Origin of the sequence: Microcoleus sp. Pol12B3 (assembly GCF_036701355.1) — a bacterium.
Classification (GTDB): domain Bacteria; phylum Cyanobacteriota; class Cyanobacteriia; order Cyanobacteriales; family Microcoleaceae; genus Microcoleus.
Genome location: NZ_JAUBQS010000099.1, coordinates 1 through 13,654, shown reverse-complemented (window position 1 = coordinate 13,654; position 13,654 = coordinate 1). Strand labels below are relative to the sequence as shown.

Genomic DNA, 13,654 nt, shown 5'->3' with positions numbered 1-13,654 from the left:
CGTTAATGTTCCCAAAGTCACTATCTTGCTAGACCACGGATATCACCCCGACCATTTGACTGCTGAGTTAAAGAAAATTTACCCACAGATTTTGACCAAAATTAAGTTTGAACTCTCGGAAAAACCCTCAAAAAAACAAAAAGAAGAAAGAGGGCAATCGGGATTTGTGCCAGTTAAAGCCAGGTGGGTCATCGAGCGCTCGAATTCTTGGATGGAAAGGTGTAAAATTCTCATTAAAAACTTCGAGAGAACCTTAGATAATGCCACTGCCAAGATGAATCTTTGTTTTATTAGATTGATGATTAAGAGGCTGGCCTCTTAGATCTCAAATGGGTTCTATAAGCCGTAGCTAGATCGATAACTTCCTCAACCACTTGAATTTCGACAAAGTGATTGCCGCCACCGATGGTAGCTAACCCGCCATCCCTGACTAAGCCGTCGTTTGGGACTAATTCTGCGGGGGCCCATTTGACATCGCCATTCATGGAACCGCCGAGGAAAATGCGATCGCACTCTGCGGCCAACTGATCGAAATCCGAATTAGCCGCGCTGCCGGTTGCCTCGTCGGGCATAGCATCCAGCCATCCGGGAATCCCGTGTTGGAACATGGCGCCAGCAGTTTTTGCAGTCATGCTGACATCGCGAGTACCGAAAAAATAATCGCCTTTGAGCAATTCTACAAATCGATCGCGCTGACTGAGGAATTGTTCGATCGACAAATCCGCAACGTGTAACCGCATCCCGCAGTTAATATCGGAACCGACAGCCGCCGGAATCACCATTCCTGCTGTTTCTACAATAGAGCCGATCGCCACCCCCGCATCCCCCGGATGGAAGTCAGGAGTAGCGCAAGCGCGGCAAACGCAGCCGCCTTGAGGGTGTCGAACATTCGCCAAATTTGCTAACTGTTTGAGCGCCTTTGCTTCCACAGGAAAATCCTCTGGGAGCAAAACTTCTGCTGTGGGAGGATCGGCATCTTGCCACTGTTCTTTCAGAGAACTATTGAGACAAATCGAGTAGACTTTATTGTCGTAACTAACATCAAGACCTTGCCGAGACAAAGCTCGCAAAAGCCTGTTCAAGTTTTTTGGCTGCTGCATAAATAGTCTGTTGCGGGTTGCATAGCAACCCCCAAGAGTTGAAGAGATTTTTTAGGGAACAAAAGACTTGGGTTCAGCAGCCGCAATCTTTTTTAAGATAAGTTGAAAGACAACTTTTCTAATGAGTAAATTTATAACATATCATTTTTGATAGGTCAACCCTTTTCTTAAAATTTTAATAAATATATATGACTTACCAAACGGTGTCAGAAACCCGGTTTCTGCCTAGCAAAATCGCATCCAAACCAAAGATTTTGCGAAGAAATCGGGTTTTTTGGGCCAGCGCCTCATCGAGCATTCCAGCCTTCATTGCCAGGAAGTAGGGGCAATCCCGCGCGGTTGCCCATCCCCCCTTAAAGAAAATACCTAACCGTCGTTACCACCCGACTTCTTTTAGCCCGCAAAGCCGCTTTCAAAAAGAAAGCAGTTTGATTGTGCAGCAGTCCCTCCCACCAATTTCGCGTCACAAAAGCCGGAATAATCAGCGTTAAATATACTCCCGGTCGCTGCTCTTCAAACAAAGTCAAAAAGTGCGTCAAAGCCGAACCAACAGAACGGTAAGGCGATTCCAAAATTTCCAAAGGAATGTCTGACTGCAAATCTTGCCAAGCTGCTTGTAATTTTGCTCGATCGGTCAAACCAATATCTACGTGAACTGCCACAACTTCATCAGCAATTAAACGAGCGTAATCGAGGGCCTCGAAAGTTCCCCGGTGCAATTGCCCGACTAACACCACAGCCGGATGTGTCACCGTCTTAACTCTAGGTCTGCGAAGATAAGACCTCGGTTCTATTCCCTGAATGCTCAAGCGAGCCGCTACATAACGATAGTGCCGGTGAATAGCTAAAAATAGACTGACTACGATCGGAATAGTTACTACGACAACCCAAGCTCCCAAAAGGAATTTTGTAGCGAGAATTACAGCCAAAACTCCCGTTGTTGCCACTGCACCAATACCGTTCATCACAGCACTAACTTGCCAACCTTTACCTCGTTCTTTAAACCAGTGAATTACCATTCCCGATTGGGAGAGAGTAAAAGAAGTGAAAACTCCAACCGCATACAGAGGAAGCACTGCGCTCGTATTGCCTCGAAAGATGATAATTAAAAGAGCAGCGCAGAAGCTTAGCAGATTAATGCCATTAGAATAAACCAGTCGATCGCCCAACAGCGACAATTGCCTCGGTAAAAACCCGTCCCGTGCCAAAAAATAACAAAGTCGCGGAAAATCTGCATAACTCGTATTCGCAGCCAACAGCAAAATTAACAGAGTTGCGGCCTGCAAATAGTAATAAAATATGCCGACACCAAAAATCTGTTTTCCCAACACAGAAAGGAGCGTTTCATGTTCTGTAGGAATCACCTGATAAATATGAGCCAAGTAACTAATCCCCAAAAACATCGCTCCCAGAATTGCCCCCATATAGCTCAAAGTCAGGCGCGCATTTTTCCATTCAGGAGGCTTAAAAGCCAACACCCCGTCTGATATGGCTTCAACTCCAGTCAGGGCAGTACAGCCCGCCGCAAAAGCGCGCGCCAGCAGAAATAATCCCAAAGGTTCCTTAGCGGGAATATTTTGTAATGCCGGCATAACATTACCTGTTGCCTGTTGGAATAAGCCGCAGCCAATCAAAACAAAAATCCCAACGAGAAACCCATAGGTGGGAACCATAAATATATTGCCCGATTCCCGCAATCCCCTGAGATTGGCAAACATGATTAGGACAATAAAAACTAAGCACAGTTCAACCGTGTAGGGGTGCAGAGAGGGAACTGCTGAAGTCAGGGCCGCCACCCCAGCCGAAATACTTACTGTTACAGTTAAAATGTAATCAATCATCAGCGAAGCTGCTGCGATCAAACCAGGGTAAATACCTAAATTTTCTCGCGCCACAATGTAAGCGCCACCGCCGTTGGGGTACGCTTTAATTGTCTGTCGGTAAGACAGCGCCACGATCGCCAACAGTAAAATAATAATTCCAGAAATAGGCAGCGATAAACTCAAACTGCTACTGCCCGCTAGTAACAGTACCAGCAGAGTTTCTTGAGTAGCGTAGGCAACAGACGACAGTGCATCAGAAGCCAGAACAGCTAGTCCTGTAGCGTTGCTCAGGCGTTCATGAATAGATGCGCTAGTGGGGAGAGATTCACCCAGCAAAAATCGCTTGAGTCGAGAATAAGTGTACATTAAAACTCAATATTTAGGCATCCACAAATCATAATCTAGACGGGAACCGTTTTAAGTAATTTTTGGCTCATAATTTGTAATTCTGTCTCGCTTGTTGAGTCAGCTTCAGCTTGTGTTCGAGAGCTTGCCAATTTTGAGCTTCGATATCAGTGATGAACTCGTCAAGACTGTCGCGGTAAATAGAGAGCGATCGCAACAATTCCTCTCGATTGTACTTTGCCACCATCACTCCCAGCTCGGGATTGCCGCCCCCAACCCGGCTCGTATCCCGAAAACCCGAACTCGCCAAATGTTGGGCTAAATTAACAATATGCCGATCGCCCTCTCGATCGCAGGCAGCAACCAGTGTCGCGCTCGCCATTAGCGGCAAATGAGAAATCCAAGCCACAGCTCGATCGTGTTCTTCCGGCTCACATCGGTAAACTTTAGCACCCAGCAACCGCGCAATTTCCTCAACCTTATCCACCGCAAGCGTCGGTGTCTGGGCAGTCGGCGTCACCACATAAGGCCGGCCTACAAACAAATCCGGCATCGCTGCCTCAATTCCGCTTTCAGCAGTCCCCGCCATCGGGTGTCCCCCCACAAAATTAGGCCACAGAGGAGACACAGCCTGCACTATGGGTGTTTTTACGGAACCGACATCGGTTACAATAGTATCAGGGGAAAGATAGGGCACCAACTCTCGGACGATCGGCTCGATCGACCCCAGCGGCGTGCAAATAAAAACCACATCGGCTACTGCCATTAGAGACAGGTGTATGCTGGCTTCATTGACAACACCGCGAGCTTGCGCCCGATAGCAAGTCTGCTGCCGGCTCGAAACCCCAAAAACATTAAACCCGCGCAATCGCAAATCCAGCCCGATCGAGCCACCAATTAAACCCAGTCCTACAATACCGATATTCATAGCAATAAAATGGGGATATTTGATACGGTGCCGCCCCCATGACAGTCGAGGAACTCCTGAAAAAATATGCCGCCGGAGAAAGAAACTTTGCCGGAATCAACCTGACTGAGGCCAACCTCAGCGGCGTCAACTTGAGCGGAGCCAACCTCAAGGGTGCGAATCTGAGTGTAGCAAACCTGAGCGGAGCAAACCTCAGCAAAACCAACCTCACAGGTGCCAAACTCAACATCGCCAGACTCAGTGGCGCCCATCTAGGCGGCGCCGACCTCACCGACGCCGACCTCAACGTCGCTTACCTAGTGCGAGTAGACCTCAAAAAAGCCATACTCATAGGAGCCAAACTGATCAGAGCCGAGCTGATTCGAGCCGAACTCAGCGGCGCCAACCTCCAAGGCGCAAACCTCAGCGGCGCCACCCTTACCGAAGCCACCCTTCGAGGAGCCAACCTCGCTCAAGCCAACCTTCGAGGCGCTCACCTCAGCGGCGCGTGCTTGACAGAAGCCAACCTCGAACAAGCCAACCTGCAAGGAGCCGACCTGAGCCGCGCAGACCTCAGCGGCGCCGACTTGCGAGGCACAGAACTGAGACAAGCCAACCTCACTCAAGCCGTACTCAGCGGCGCCGACCTCAGCGGCGTCAATTTGCGCTGGGCCATTCTCAGCGGCTGCAATCTCCGCTGGGCCGACCTGAGCGAAGCCAAATTGAGCGGTGCCGACCTCAGCCGAGCCGACCTCTGCCACGCCAACTTGCTGAATGCCAGCTTAGTTCACGCCGACCTGACAAATGCCTATCTGATCCGCGCCGACTGGATTGGAGCCGACTTAACCGGAGCCACCTTAACCGGAGCCAAACTTCACGCAGTTTCGAGGCTCGGCATCAAAACCGAAGGCATGACCTGCAAGTGGGTCGATCTGAGCCCCAACGGCGACCACAGCCAAATTTACTGGTTGAACTCAGGAGGAACCCACGACTTTTTTCACGAAACCTTGCCCACAGTTCGGATTGTGATTGACTCGCCCTTAGACCAAGGCGCTCATTTTGCACTAGCTGCAACTTATTACCAAATTGCCCAACAATACCCGAGTTTAAGTCAGCCTCCCACGATTGAAGTCAGCTCCAGGCGCACCGTACTCGCATTTAAAATGGACAGCGACGATAAATTATTTGCCACCGCTTACGTTGCGATCATTCCTTTTAACGACGCTGCCATAACTCAAAAAAACCTAATAGCTTTGATGAAAATGATTCAATCGCACGATGCAGGAAAACTTAACGTCAAAGAATCTAAACACGTCCAGTTATGCAGCAAAGCTCTTAACCAAGCTATCAGTAAAGTAGACCAAATCAAAATTTCCAGTTCTTTTCCAAAAATCGGTGAAAGCATCAATTTCTTTCAAATACCCACACAGATGAGCTTAATTAATTCCCGCGATCAAAGACTCAGCGTTTATCACCACCCAGGCTTCGGCAAGCGCCTGATTAAAAAATACGATCTGAGTAACTCAACATCGGCTAAGTTAGCCGAAAGCACAAAATTGGCTCAAGCTAATATCACTAGCATTTTGGATTTTATAAAAGGCTTCCACAACATAGATGTCTAAGCATATTGCATCAAGTTACAAAAAATGCTTATTCTAGTTTAAAGGTTGGCACAATAAAGCTTTGTTCTAGCTAAGACATCAGGGAAATTGAAAAGCATGGATGCCGAAGAACTCATCACCAAATATGCAGCAGGAGAAAGAGATTTTACTGCCATCCTCCTTTGCGAGGCAAATCTGAGCAGGATCGATCTCAGCGGGGCTAATTTCAGTGAGGCAATTTTGAGCCTTACCAACATGAGCGGCACCAATTTGTCAAACGCCAACATGAGAAAAGCCAAACTCAATGTTGCCAGACTCAGCGGTGCCAATCTGCACAAAGCCAACCTCAGCGGCGCTATCCTCAACGTGGCAAACTTGATTCGAGCCGACCTCAGAGAAGCCCAACTCGTCGAAGCTACAATGATCAGATCCGAACTGATCCGAGCAGACCTGAGTAGTGCCAACTTGACCGGTGCAAATCTCAGCGAAGCAGATTTGAGAGAAGCAACCCTCAGAGAAGCCAATCTAGAGCAAGCCGACCTCAGCGGGGCTCACCTGAGAGGCGCTTTTCTAACAGCAGCAAACTTGGAACGGGCTAACTTGCACAGAGCCGACCTCAGCAGGGCAGACTTGCGAGGAGTCAACCTCTGCAATGCCGAACTCAGACAAGCTAATCTATCTCAGGCAAACCTCAGCGGCGCTGACTTGCGAGGCGCTAATCTCCGGTGGGCCGACCTCAGCGGGGCGAACTTGACCGGTGCTGACCTCGATGAAGCGAGATTGAGCGGGGCCAACTTGTACGGAGCAAATTTGAGCAATGTCAATCTATTGAACGCTACTTTGGTACACGCGGATTTGACTCAAGCAAATTTGATTCACGCTGATTGGGTGGGCGCAGATTTGACGGGGGCGGCCCTGACGGGGGCAAAAATTTATGCGGTTTCTAGGTTTGATGTGAAAGCAGATGACATTACCTGCGATTGGGTTGACCTCAGTCCTAACGGCGATCGCAGCCACATTCAGCGCTTTACCCCAGAAGAATCTCAAAGGTTTTTCAATGCTACACCGCCGACAGTTCAAATTATTGTCGATCGACCTCTCGACCCCGACGCTAACTTTGTCCTTGCAGCTACCTACCGCCAAATTGCCCGTCAATACCCTGCTTTGAGCCATCCTCCCAGTATCGAAGTTAATTCCCGACGCACAATCATATCATTTAGAATAGAACAGGACGAGCAACTATTTCCCACCGCTTTCGTTGCGATTATTCCCTTTAGTGATGCAGCATTTACTCAGAAAAATTTGATTACTTTGATCAAGATGATTCAACCCCAAAGTGGTAATAACCTGGGCGTCAGAGTGTCAAATATGGTAGTGCAATTAAACGTAGCCCTGACCAAAACAATGAGAAAAATAGGGGAAATGAAAATTCAGCCGGTTCGCCTCGATCGCGAACCGATGTCAAGTTTTTTCCAATCACCTACCCAAACTGTACTCGCTAACTCCAGCGCCGAAACTTTGATGATTCACTATCACCCAGATTTTGGCAGAAACTTGACAAATTTGCCCGGAGTCAACAAAACCTCTATCAGTCCTGCAATTAAAGCCCAAAGATTTACCACCCCGCCGCTAAATACGGTCATTGAGTTTGTCAAAAGCTTTTATCAGATCGGTGAGTAAATACTATAATTTAATTTGATATTATTTCTATTTATGCCATATAAAAGTTAGCCGATTGCCATTTTATTCAGGTAAACAAATGGAAGCTGAAGAACTGCTCAAACGATTTGCAATCGTCAAAAGATATACTGAAGGCGACAGAGATTTCACAGGAATTAACCTGAATGAAGCTAATCTCAGCCGCATCAATCTCAGCCAATCAATTTTAAAGGGGGCTAGCTTATTTGTCACCAACCTCAGCGGTGCTAACTTGAGCGAAGCTAACTTGAGCGAAGCTAACCTGAATGTGGCTAGACTCAGCAGTACCAACCTGTCGCGGGCAATCTTAAACGGGGCTACTCTCAACGTAGCAAACTTAGTGAGAGCCGATTTAAGTGCAGCTCAACTAATCAGAGCATCCCTAATTAGAAGCGAATTAGTCCGCTGCGAACTCAGCAAAACTAACTTCAGCGGCGCTAACCTGACTGAAGCAGATTTAAGAGAGGTAAAACTGACGGAAGCTAACCTGTTCGGTGCTAACCTGTCCGGTGCAAATCTCAGAGGTGCTTCGGCTGCTTCAGCTAACTTTCAAGAAGCTAACTTGCACGGCGCAGATTTGACGAAAGCAGAACTTAGCGGCGTTAATTTTAACAATGCCGATATGAGACAAACTTCTTTGCAACAGGTGAATCTCAGCAGTGCCAATTTGAGCGGAGCTAACCTTAAATGGGCTGATTTGACGGGAGCTAACCTCAGCGGCGCGGATCTGAGCTTTGCTAAATTGAGCGGAGCTAACCTTAACGGAGCAGATTTAAGAAATACTAATTTAGGAAGTGCTAGTTTCGTTCACGCTGATTTGACAGAAACAAATTTGATTAATGCAGATTGGGTGGGCGCTGATTTGAGGGGAGCAACTTTAACAGGAGCAAAACTGTATTTGGTTCCTCGGTGTGGTATCATTGCAGATGATATTACTTGCCAGTGGGTTGACCTCAGCCCCGCAGGCGATCGCACTCAGATTCAACAATTTAATTCGCCGTCAGAATCGATAAAATTTTTAAATCACACGCCTGGGTTAGTGCAAATTGTAGTTGACGCACTTTTAGACTACTCAGCAAACAGCACTTTAGCAACAGTTTACAGCGAAATAGCTCGGCATTACCGGGCAATGAATTTTCCTCCTAATATTGAAGTCGGCTACCGCCGCACAACTCTAACTTTTAGATTTGAGAGCGATGAGCATTTATTGCCAGCAGCTTTTTTAGCGATTCTTCCTTTTAAGGATGCTGTACAAACTCAGAGAAATATTATGGTTATTGGCAAAAATATTGAAAGTCAAAATTTAGATGAGAAACGAATAGTGCAGTTGCGTAAAGCATTGAGTAAAGCTACAAATAAGTTAAATGAGTTGATAAATTTGGTCTCTAATATATCAGGGGTTAGTCAACCAACAAAGTTTTTTGAGTCACCTACCCAAACTATTTTAATTAGTTCGGGACAGGAGAGTTTGATGGTGAATTCTCACGGGAATTTTGGGAAGGGAGGTGCCAGTCATCAACCCAGTAAATTCAGTTTGCCTCTCGGTCAAAAAGTAGTTGATTTTCTGGCCAGTTTTGATTATGTTGAGTGAGAAATGTCAATTTTAAAACCGATTGATTGAGGTAGAAGTCCATAACTCATTGCTCCGCTTCCTGCGATCGCACTCCGAGCCGCACTGGCCCCACCATTTAACGATGGCGCGGCTCGTGGCGCGGGCTTTGCGCTTGGGGCGCAGCGCTCTGATCCAAACGGGGCTTCCCGCTGGAGCTTACCGACAGCGGTATCGAGTCAGCTATTTGATGCCGATTTTGATGTGGCCGGAGCCTGTGATTTTAGTCGCACCGACACCGCTGATCGAGCATTTGAGAACAGTGGAAATACCGCGTTTGCAAGAGTGGCTGCAAACAGAGGGGTCGATCGAGACTTATTCGGATAATGCCACTGGGCGAGGATTGATGCTAGCAGATCCGCAGTCTTGGCTGGCGGCTCGCTTGACGGGGAATTCGCAACTTCACAGGAATATTCCGACAATTATTGACGGTGTGGATGACTTGGAAGTTTGGACGCGCCAACAATTGACGGCGGGTTTGCAACCGGCTGACTGGAATGATTTAATGCAATCTCAGCCTTTGGAAGCCGATGCAATCCTCCAAGGGCGGGTAATGCTAACGCGGGCTTTCTTTAAGCATCCGGCGAAACCAGAGGAGTGCTATTTGCTGGAAACCGCAGAGCAAAATATTTTGGAGGGGCTGTTTGAAAGGATTGAGCCAAACCCCCTAATTCCGGCTGCTTGGAGCAATTTTTGGCAGCGGTGGGAAGCAAACGGAAAACTGCGGTGGGCGGAAATTCATCGGGAGGCTGGGTCATTTTCTCTGTACTGCGCGCCGGTGCAGGTGGCTGAGGTTTTGAGCAAAATTTGGGACTATCAGCCGGTGGTGTTGATTGGGGGGGCGGTGGATGTGGAACCGAAGGCTCCGATCTTCCGGGAAATGCTGGGGCTTCCAGAATTGACGAGCGTTAAGTTTTCGCCCGATCGACAAAGCGAATTAATTCAACTGTACATTCCCAACTGGCTACCGCTGCCAAATACGCCGGAATTTCAGGGAGTTTTAATGGAAGAAATTCGGACTTTGCTGTTGATGAGCGCGTCGGTGGCGGGTTTAACGGTGCTGATTGTGGGTGATGTACCGCTCAAGGCTAGACTGGCGGCGATTTTGGCTTCTGAGTTCGGTTCTCGCGTGCAGGTAGAAAAGACTGATGTGGGCGAGAATGCGATTTTGGTGACTGGGTGGGAGTTTTGGCGGGAACATCAGGGGGAATTGAGGGCGCCTCACTTGCTGGCGATCGCAACTTTGCCGCTACCTTCTTTGGAGAATCCTTTGGTGACGGCGCGTGTGGCTTATTATAAGGAACGGCGCAAGGATTGGTTTCGGTTGTATTTGCTGCCGGCGGCGCTGAATGAGTTGCAGCGGGCGATCGCGCCGGTGCGAGAACGTCAAGGGGTTGTGGCGATTTTCGACAGCAGGGTGATTCACCGCAGTTATGGCCAGCAGGTTTTAGCGGCTTTGAGTCCTTTTGCGAGGATTGATTATTTGGATACGACTTGGCTGACCCAGGCTTGAGATGACCTGTTGACCTATAATTTGGTTAGGTATTCAGTTGAAATCTAATTTAGCAGACAAAGATTATGGGTGAAGCTAAGCGTCGCAAAGAGTCGATCGGCGACGAATACGGTAAAGAAGAACGCATCGTTCCCTGGCTGCCAATCACGAAAACCCAAAGCGAAGATTTTGTGAAGTGGACAAGTCGCGGAAGCTGGATGGGGATTGGCGTTTTGGTGGCTTGGTGGATTGTAGTGCGGTTTGTCGGCCCCTCGGCGGGTTGGTGGCAGGTTAACTGATGCCAGACTCGACAAATGCCTGTATTCTTGGCATTGTGTCGAGTTTAACTGGGAAACCAGCGGCTGAATTTTTAGGAAAAATTTAGTTGCAAATTTGGACTCGGTATGGTATGGTAATTATCTGCGGGCAATTAGCACAGTGGTAGCGCACTTCCTTCACACGGAAGGGGTCACAGGTTCAAATCCTGTATTGCCCATCTAAATTATTTTCTGATTCCTCTTATTTCTTAGTCCCCCTCTGGTGGGACGAAATTTTGTGTAGCCGCGGTTTCAACCGCCGTTTATTCTGCCGAAGCTATTCAAATCCTGGGAATTTTAGCTGGATTGGTTCTATGTCTTGCTGTTTGGCTTTTGTGCCAAGATAATCAGCAGCGTCACCCATCGCCTGAGTAGCAGTTTTGGCTTTGGCTTCGGCTTTGGCTTGTTGTGCGCGGATGTCTTCTAATAAGACTGATTCAGGCTCATCGTCAGCGTTTTGAGAAGTTAGTTCACCCCGAAAGGCACGATGCAGTATGGTTTGAAATAAATGCTCTGCTTGGCGATCGGCTTCCCGTTGTTGCGTGCGGAGACGATCGAATTTTTGGACGATTTGAGCGAATTTTTCTTGGAGGGGGAGGGGCGGAACTAGCATTGGAAACTCTTTCAACAGGGTAGGGCTGATATTAGACTGACCAATAGCTTTTTTGCATCTCTCCTGAAACAACTGTTTAAAATACTTTGAATTAAGAAGGGCTACAAAGTAATCAGGTAGAACTTCTTTGGTCAACTTAAGCTTGACTAGATACGACGCAAGGACAGCATCAATCTTGTAATTCCAGTGTGCTGTCTTACCTACTAATTCAGTTGAATTGGTTCGATTAAAAATTATATCACCTGGAACTAATTTTAATTCGTAAAACTCTTTTTCAGAAAGTTCTACATAAGACACTGAGGTTAGATCGATATGTCCTGAATATGTAATATTTCCCATGCCCAAAACGGGATAACCTCGTTTCTCAGAATTAGATTTTTCAGAAGTGCCATATTGTGATAAAGCCACAACATTATCAATAGTTGCACAATCCCAGCTTTTCGGATTTGTGGCAGGGTCGCCGAACATCTCCAAAAAGACCGATCGCACGTAGGTGTCGCTGAGTTGTAGGGCGTAGCGGCGGGTGCGTCGGAGTCGATCGGCTTTTTGGGCGATCGCGGCAATCCGCTTTTGTTCTGCTAACGGCGGCAGAGGAATTAAAAGAGGTGCCAAATCTCCTCGATTAATCTGCGGAACACTACTTCCATTCTGTAGCAAAGATAGATCTAACTTTTCAAACCATAAGTGCAAGTATGAAGGAAAAATTTTGGAAATTTTAGGTTGAATCCCCATAAGATTTGGATCGAGAACGGCGGGGATTTTAAGAAGGCGCTTTTTATTCGTTCCAATAGCGCCTCCTCGTTTGGGAAACACTATTGCATTTGGAGTTAAAATGCGGTTTCCTGCAATTTTAGGCGATGTATAAACTGCACCTCCATAAATTGCATAACCGTCAGAATAATTTCCATCTAAATCTGAGACTTTAAGACAGTATACTCGGTTTTCAGTATCTGCCTCTTTTACAGGTGGAAGAGTATTTCCACCTACTATTTCACATATCTCTTCTAAGCTAGCCCATTGCCAACTATCAGGTAACTTTTTCGCTTCACTCATCACCATGCTGCAAATATCTCACTCTGCCTTGACAGATTGCATCAACTCCTTCATTTCCATCGCCATCACATCCTCTAACTTCAGCAATCGCTCCATAGTCACCTGTGGGGGCTCATAATACACCTCATCCTGCTCAATCTGACGGTAACGACTCGCTGAAAAGTCGTATTTATTCGCCTTCACCTGCGCCTTTGTCACCCAAAACTGGCGATTCAATTGATTGATTTCCGCTTGCAGGGGTGCTATTTGCTCCTGCAGTTGTGCCAGTCGTTGCCTATCTGTTTCCAAAGCGAGGCGAGTTGGCTCATCATCGGCGGGTGCAACAGCATTCTCAAACGTCAGGCGATTGATTTCCTTGTGCATAATCAACCGTTCAGCCTTCAAGGGTGCAATCTCCAATTTTAACACACTCAGGCGTTCTGCTTTTTGCGTCGTGAAATCAGCATCAAACCGATTATTCCAACAGGTGAGAATATCCGGGATATCATTCTCCGCAACAGGTTGCCGCTTATCATCCAGCGAAAACCCATCATGATCCATATCGTAAAACCAAATTTTGTCCGTCGTACCGCCGCGAGTAAATAGCAGTACGGCCGTCGAAACACCCGCATAGGGTTTAAACACCCCTGAAGGCATCGACACCACCCCATCGAGTCGATTTTCTTCAATCAGCTTTTTCCGAATTTCCTGGTGTTGGTTACTAGAACCAAACAGCACCCCATCCGGCACAATTACCGCACAGCGTCCCCCCATATCCAACACCCGCAGAATCAGATGCAAGAATAGCAATTCTGTCTTCTTGCACTTCGTTGGCAGCGTGGGGTTAATATCCGACTCATCCATCTTCCCCTTAAACGGTGGATTCATCAGCACCACATCCAAGCTTTTCTGATCCTCAAAGGATTTAGAAAGCGTATCCATGTAGAAAAAGCGGGGATGCTTAATCCCGTGCAGCATCAGGTTCATCGACCCAATCCGCAACATCGTCATGCCAGAATCATTATCGTATGCAGTAATACCCCTCTTCTGTCACTCTAGGCAGAAGAAAATAAGAATTCCCTCTCATTCATCAAGTAAGAGAAGGGATTTGGGTAAA

Annotated in this window: 10 protein-coding genes, 1 tRNA gene and 1 pseudogene; 7 read left to right on the top strand and 5 right to left on the bottom strand. The window is 47.4% G+C overall.

What is annotated here, in order from left to right; genetic code table 11:
• Positions 1-322 (top strand): annotated as a pseudogene (locus tag QUA53_RS27390) (transposase); the annotation flags it as partial.
• Here the strand turns inward: QUA53_RS27390 and QUA53_RS27385 are convergent.
• The 3 genes from QUA53_RS27385 to QUA53_RS27375 form a co-directional block, all read right to left on the bottom strand.
• Positions 303-1,100: an RtcB family protein gene (locus QUA53_RS27385; RefSeq protein ID WP_333100909.1), complete on the bottom strand. Its 798-nt coding sequence runs from the start codon at positions 1,098-1,100 to the stop codon at positions 303-305. The pseudogene QUA53_RS27390 and the gene QUA53_RS27385 sit on opposite strands and share 20 nt — an antisense overlap.
• A 353-nt stretch (positions 1,101-1,453) precedes the next feature.
• Positions 1,454-3,289, bottom strand: coding sequence for an APC family permease (locus tag QUA53_RS27380; protein WP_333100908.1), 1,836 nt, complete (start codon positions 3,287-3,289; stop codon positions 1,454-1,456).
• A gap of 67 nt (positions 3,290-3,356) precedes the next feature.
• Positions 3,357-4,196 carry a prephenate/arogenate dehydrogenase gene (locus tag QUA53_RS27375; protein WP_333074432.1) on the bottom strand — a complete coding sequence of 280 codons (840 nt, stop codon included), beginning with the start codon at positions 4,194-4,196 and terminating at the stop codon, positions 3,357-3,359.
• A gap of 38 nt (positions 4,197-4,234) precedes the next feature.
• Here QUA53_RS27375 and QUA53_RS27370 point away from each other — a divergent pair, with 38 nt between their 5' ends.
• The 6 genes from QUA53_RS27370 (at position 4,235) to QUA53_RS27345 (ending at position 11,071) form a co-directional block, all read left to right on the top strand.
• Complete coding sequence (locus tag QUA53_RS27370; protein ID WP_333100907.1) at positions 4,235-5,797, top strand: pentapeptide repeat-containing protein; 1,563 nt, start codon at positions 4,235-4,237, stop codon at positions 5,795-5,797.
• Between the two features lie 96 nt (positions 5,798-5,893).
• Positions 5,894-7,456 (top strand): pentapeptide repeat-containing protein, encoded by a 1,563-nt coding sequence (locus tag QUA53_RS27365; protein WP_333100906.1) that lies wholly within the window; start codon positions 5,894-5,896, stop codon positions 7,454-7,456.
• A 79-nt stretch (positions 7,457-7,535) separates the two neighbouring features.
• Positions 7,536-9,065, top strand: coding sequence for a pentapeptide repeat-containing protein (locus tag QUA53_RS27360; protein ID WP_333100905.1), 1,530 nt, complete (start codon positions 7,536-7,538; stop codon positions 9,063-9,065).
• A gap of 22 nt (positions 9,066-9,087) precedes the next feature.
• Complete coding sequence (locus QUA53_RS27355; RefSeq protein WP_333100904.1) at positions 9,088-10,596, top strand: helicase C-terminal domain-containing protein; 1,509 nt, start codon at positions 9,088-9,090, stop codon at positions 10,594-10,596.
• Positions 10,597-10,661: 65 nt separating this feature from the next.
• Positions 10,662-10,874, top strand: a complete 213-nt coding sequence (locus QUA53_RS27350; protein ID WP_333100902.1) for a DUF2839 domain-containing protein — start codon at positions 10,662-10,664, stop codon at positions 10,872-10,874.
• A gap of 125 nt (positions 10,875-10,999) precedes the next feature.
• Positions 11,000-11,071 (top strand) — tRNA-Val (locus QUA53_RS27345).
• A gap of 98 nt (positions 11,072-11,169) precedes the next feature.
• Here the strand turns inward: QUA53_RS27345 and QUA53_RS27340 are convergent.
• Positions 11,170-12,558 carry a restriction endonuclease subunit S gene (locus tag QUA53_RS27340; RefSeq protein WP_333249235.1) on the bottom strand — a complete coding sequence of 463 codons (1,389 nt, stop codon included), beginning with the start codon at positions 12,556-12,558 and terminating at the stop codon, positions 11,170-11,172.
• Positions 12,559-12,576: 18 nt separating this feature from the next.
• On the bottom strand, positions 12,577-13,575 hold the full coding sequence (locus QUA53_RS27335; RefSeq protein WP_333100911.1) for an N-6 DNA methylase: 999 nt from the start codon (positions 13,573-13,575) through the stop codon (positions 12,577-12,579).
• Between the last annotated feature and the right edge of the window lie 79 nt (positions 13,576-13,654).

What these genes read in the sequence shown, in the direction of transcription:
- QUA53_RS27370 (WP_333100907.1), top strand. Translation starts at nt 4,235, where the DNA reads ATGACAGTCGAGGAACTCCTGAAAAAATATGCCGCCGGAGAAAGAAAC.
- QUA53_RS27365 (WP_333100906.1), top strand. Translation starts at nt 5,894, where the DNA reads ATGGATGCCGAAGAACTCATCACCAAATATGCAGCAGGAGAAAGAGAT.
- QUA53_RS27360 (WP_333100905.1), top strand. Translation starts at nt 7,536, where the DNA reads ATGGAAGCTGAAGAACTGCTCAAACGATTTGCAATCGTCAAAAGATAT.
- QUA53_RS27350 (WP_333100902.1), top strand. Translation starts at nt 10,662, where the DNA reads ATGGGTGAAGCTAAGCGTCGCAAAGAGTCGATCGGCGACGAATACGGT.
- QUA53_RS27340 (WP_333249235.1), bottom strand. Translation starts at nt 12,558, where the DNA reads ATGAGTGAAGCGAAAAAGTTACCTGATAGTTGGCAATGGGCTAGCTTA.
- QUA53_RS27375 (WP_333074432.1), bottom strand. Translation starts at nt 4,196, where the DNA reads ATGAATATCGGTATTGTAGGACTGGGTTTAATTGGTGGCTCGATCGGG.
- QUA53_RS27380 (WP_333100908.1), bottom strand. Translation starts at nt 3,289, where the DNA reads ATGTACACTTATTCTCGACTCAAGCGATTTTTGCTGGGTGAATCTCTC.
- QUA53_RS27385 (WP_333100909.1), bottom strand. Translation starts at nt 1,100, where the DNA reads ATGCAGCAGCCAAAAAACTTGAACAGGCTTTTGCGAGCTTTGTCTCGG.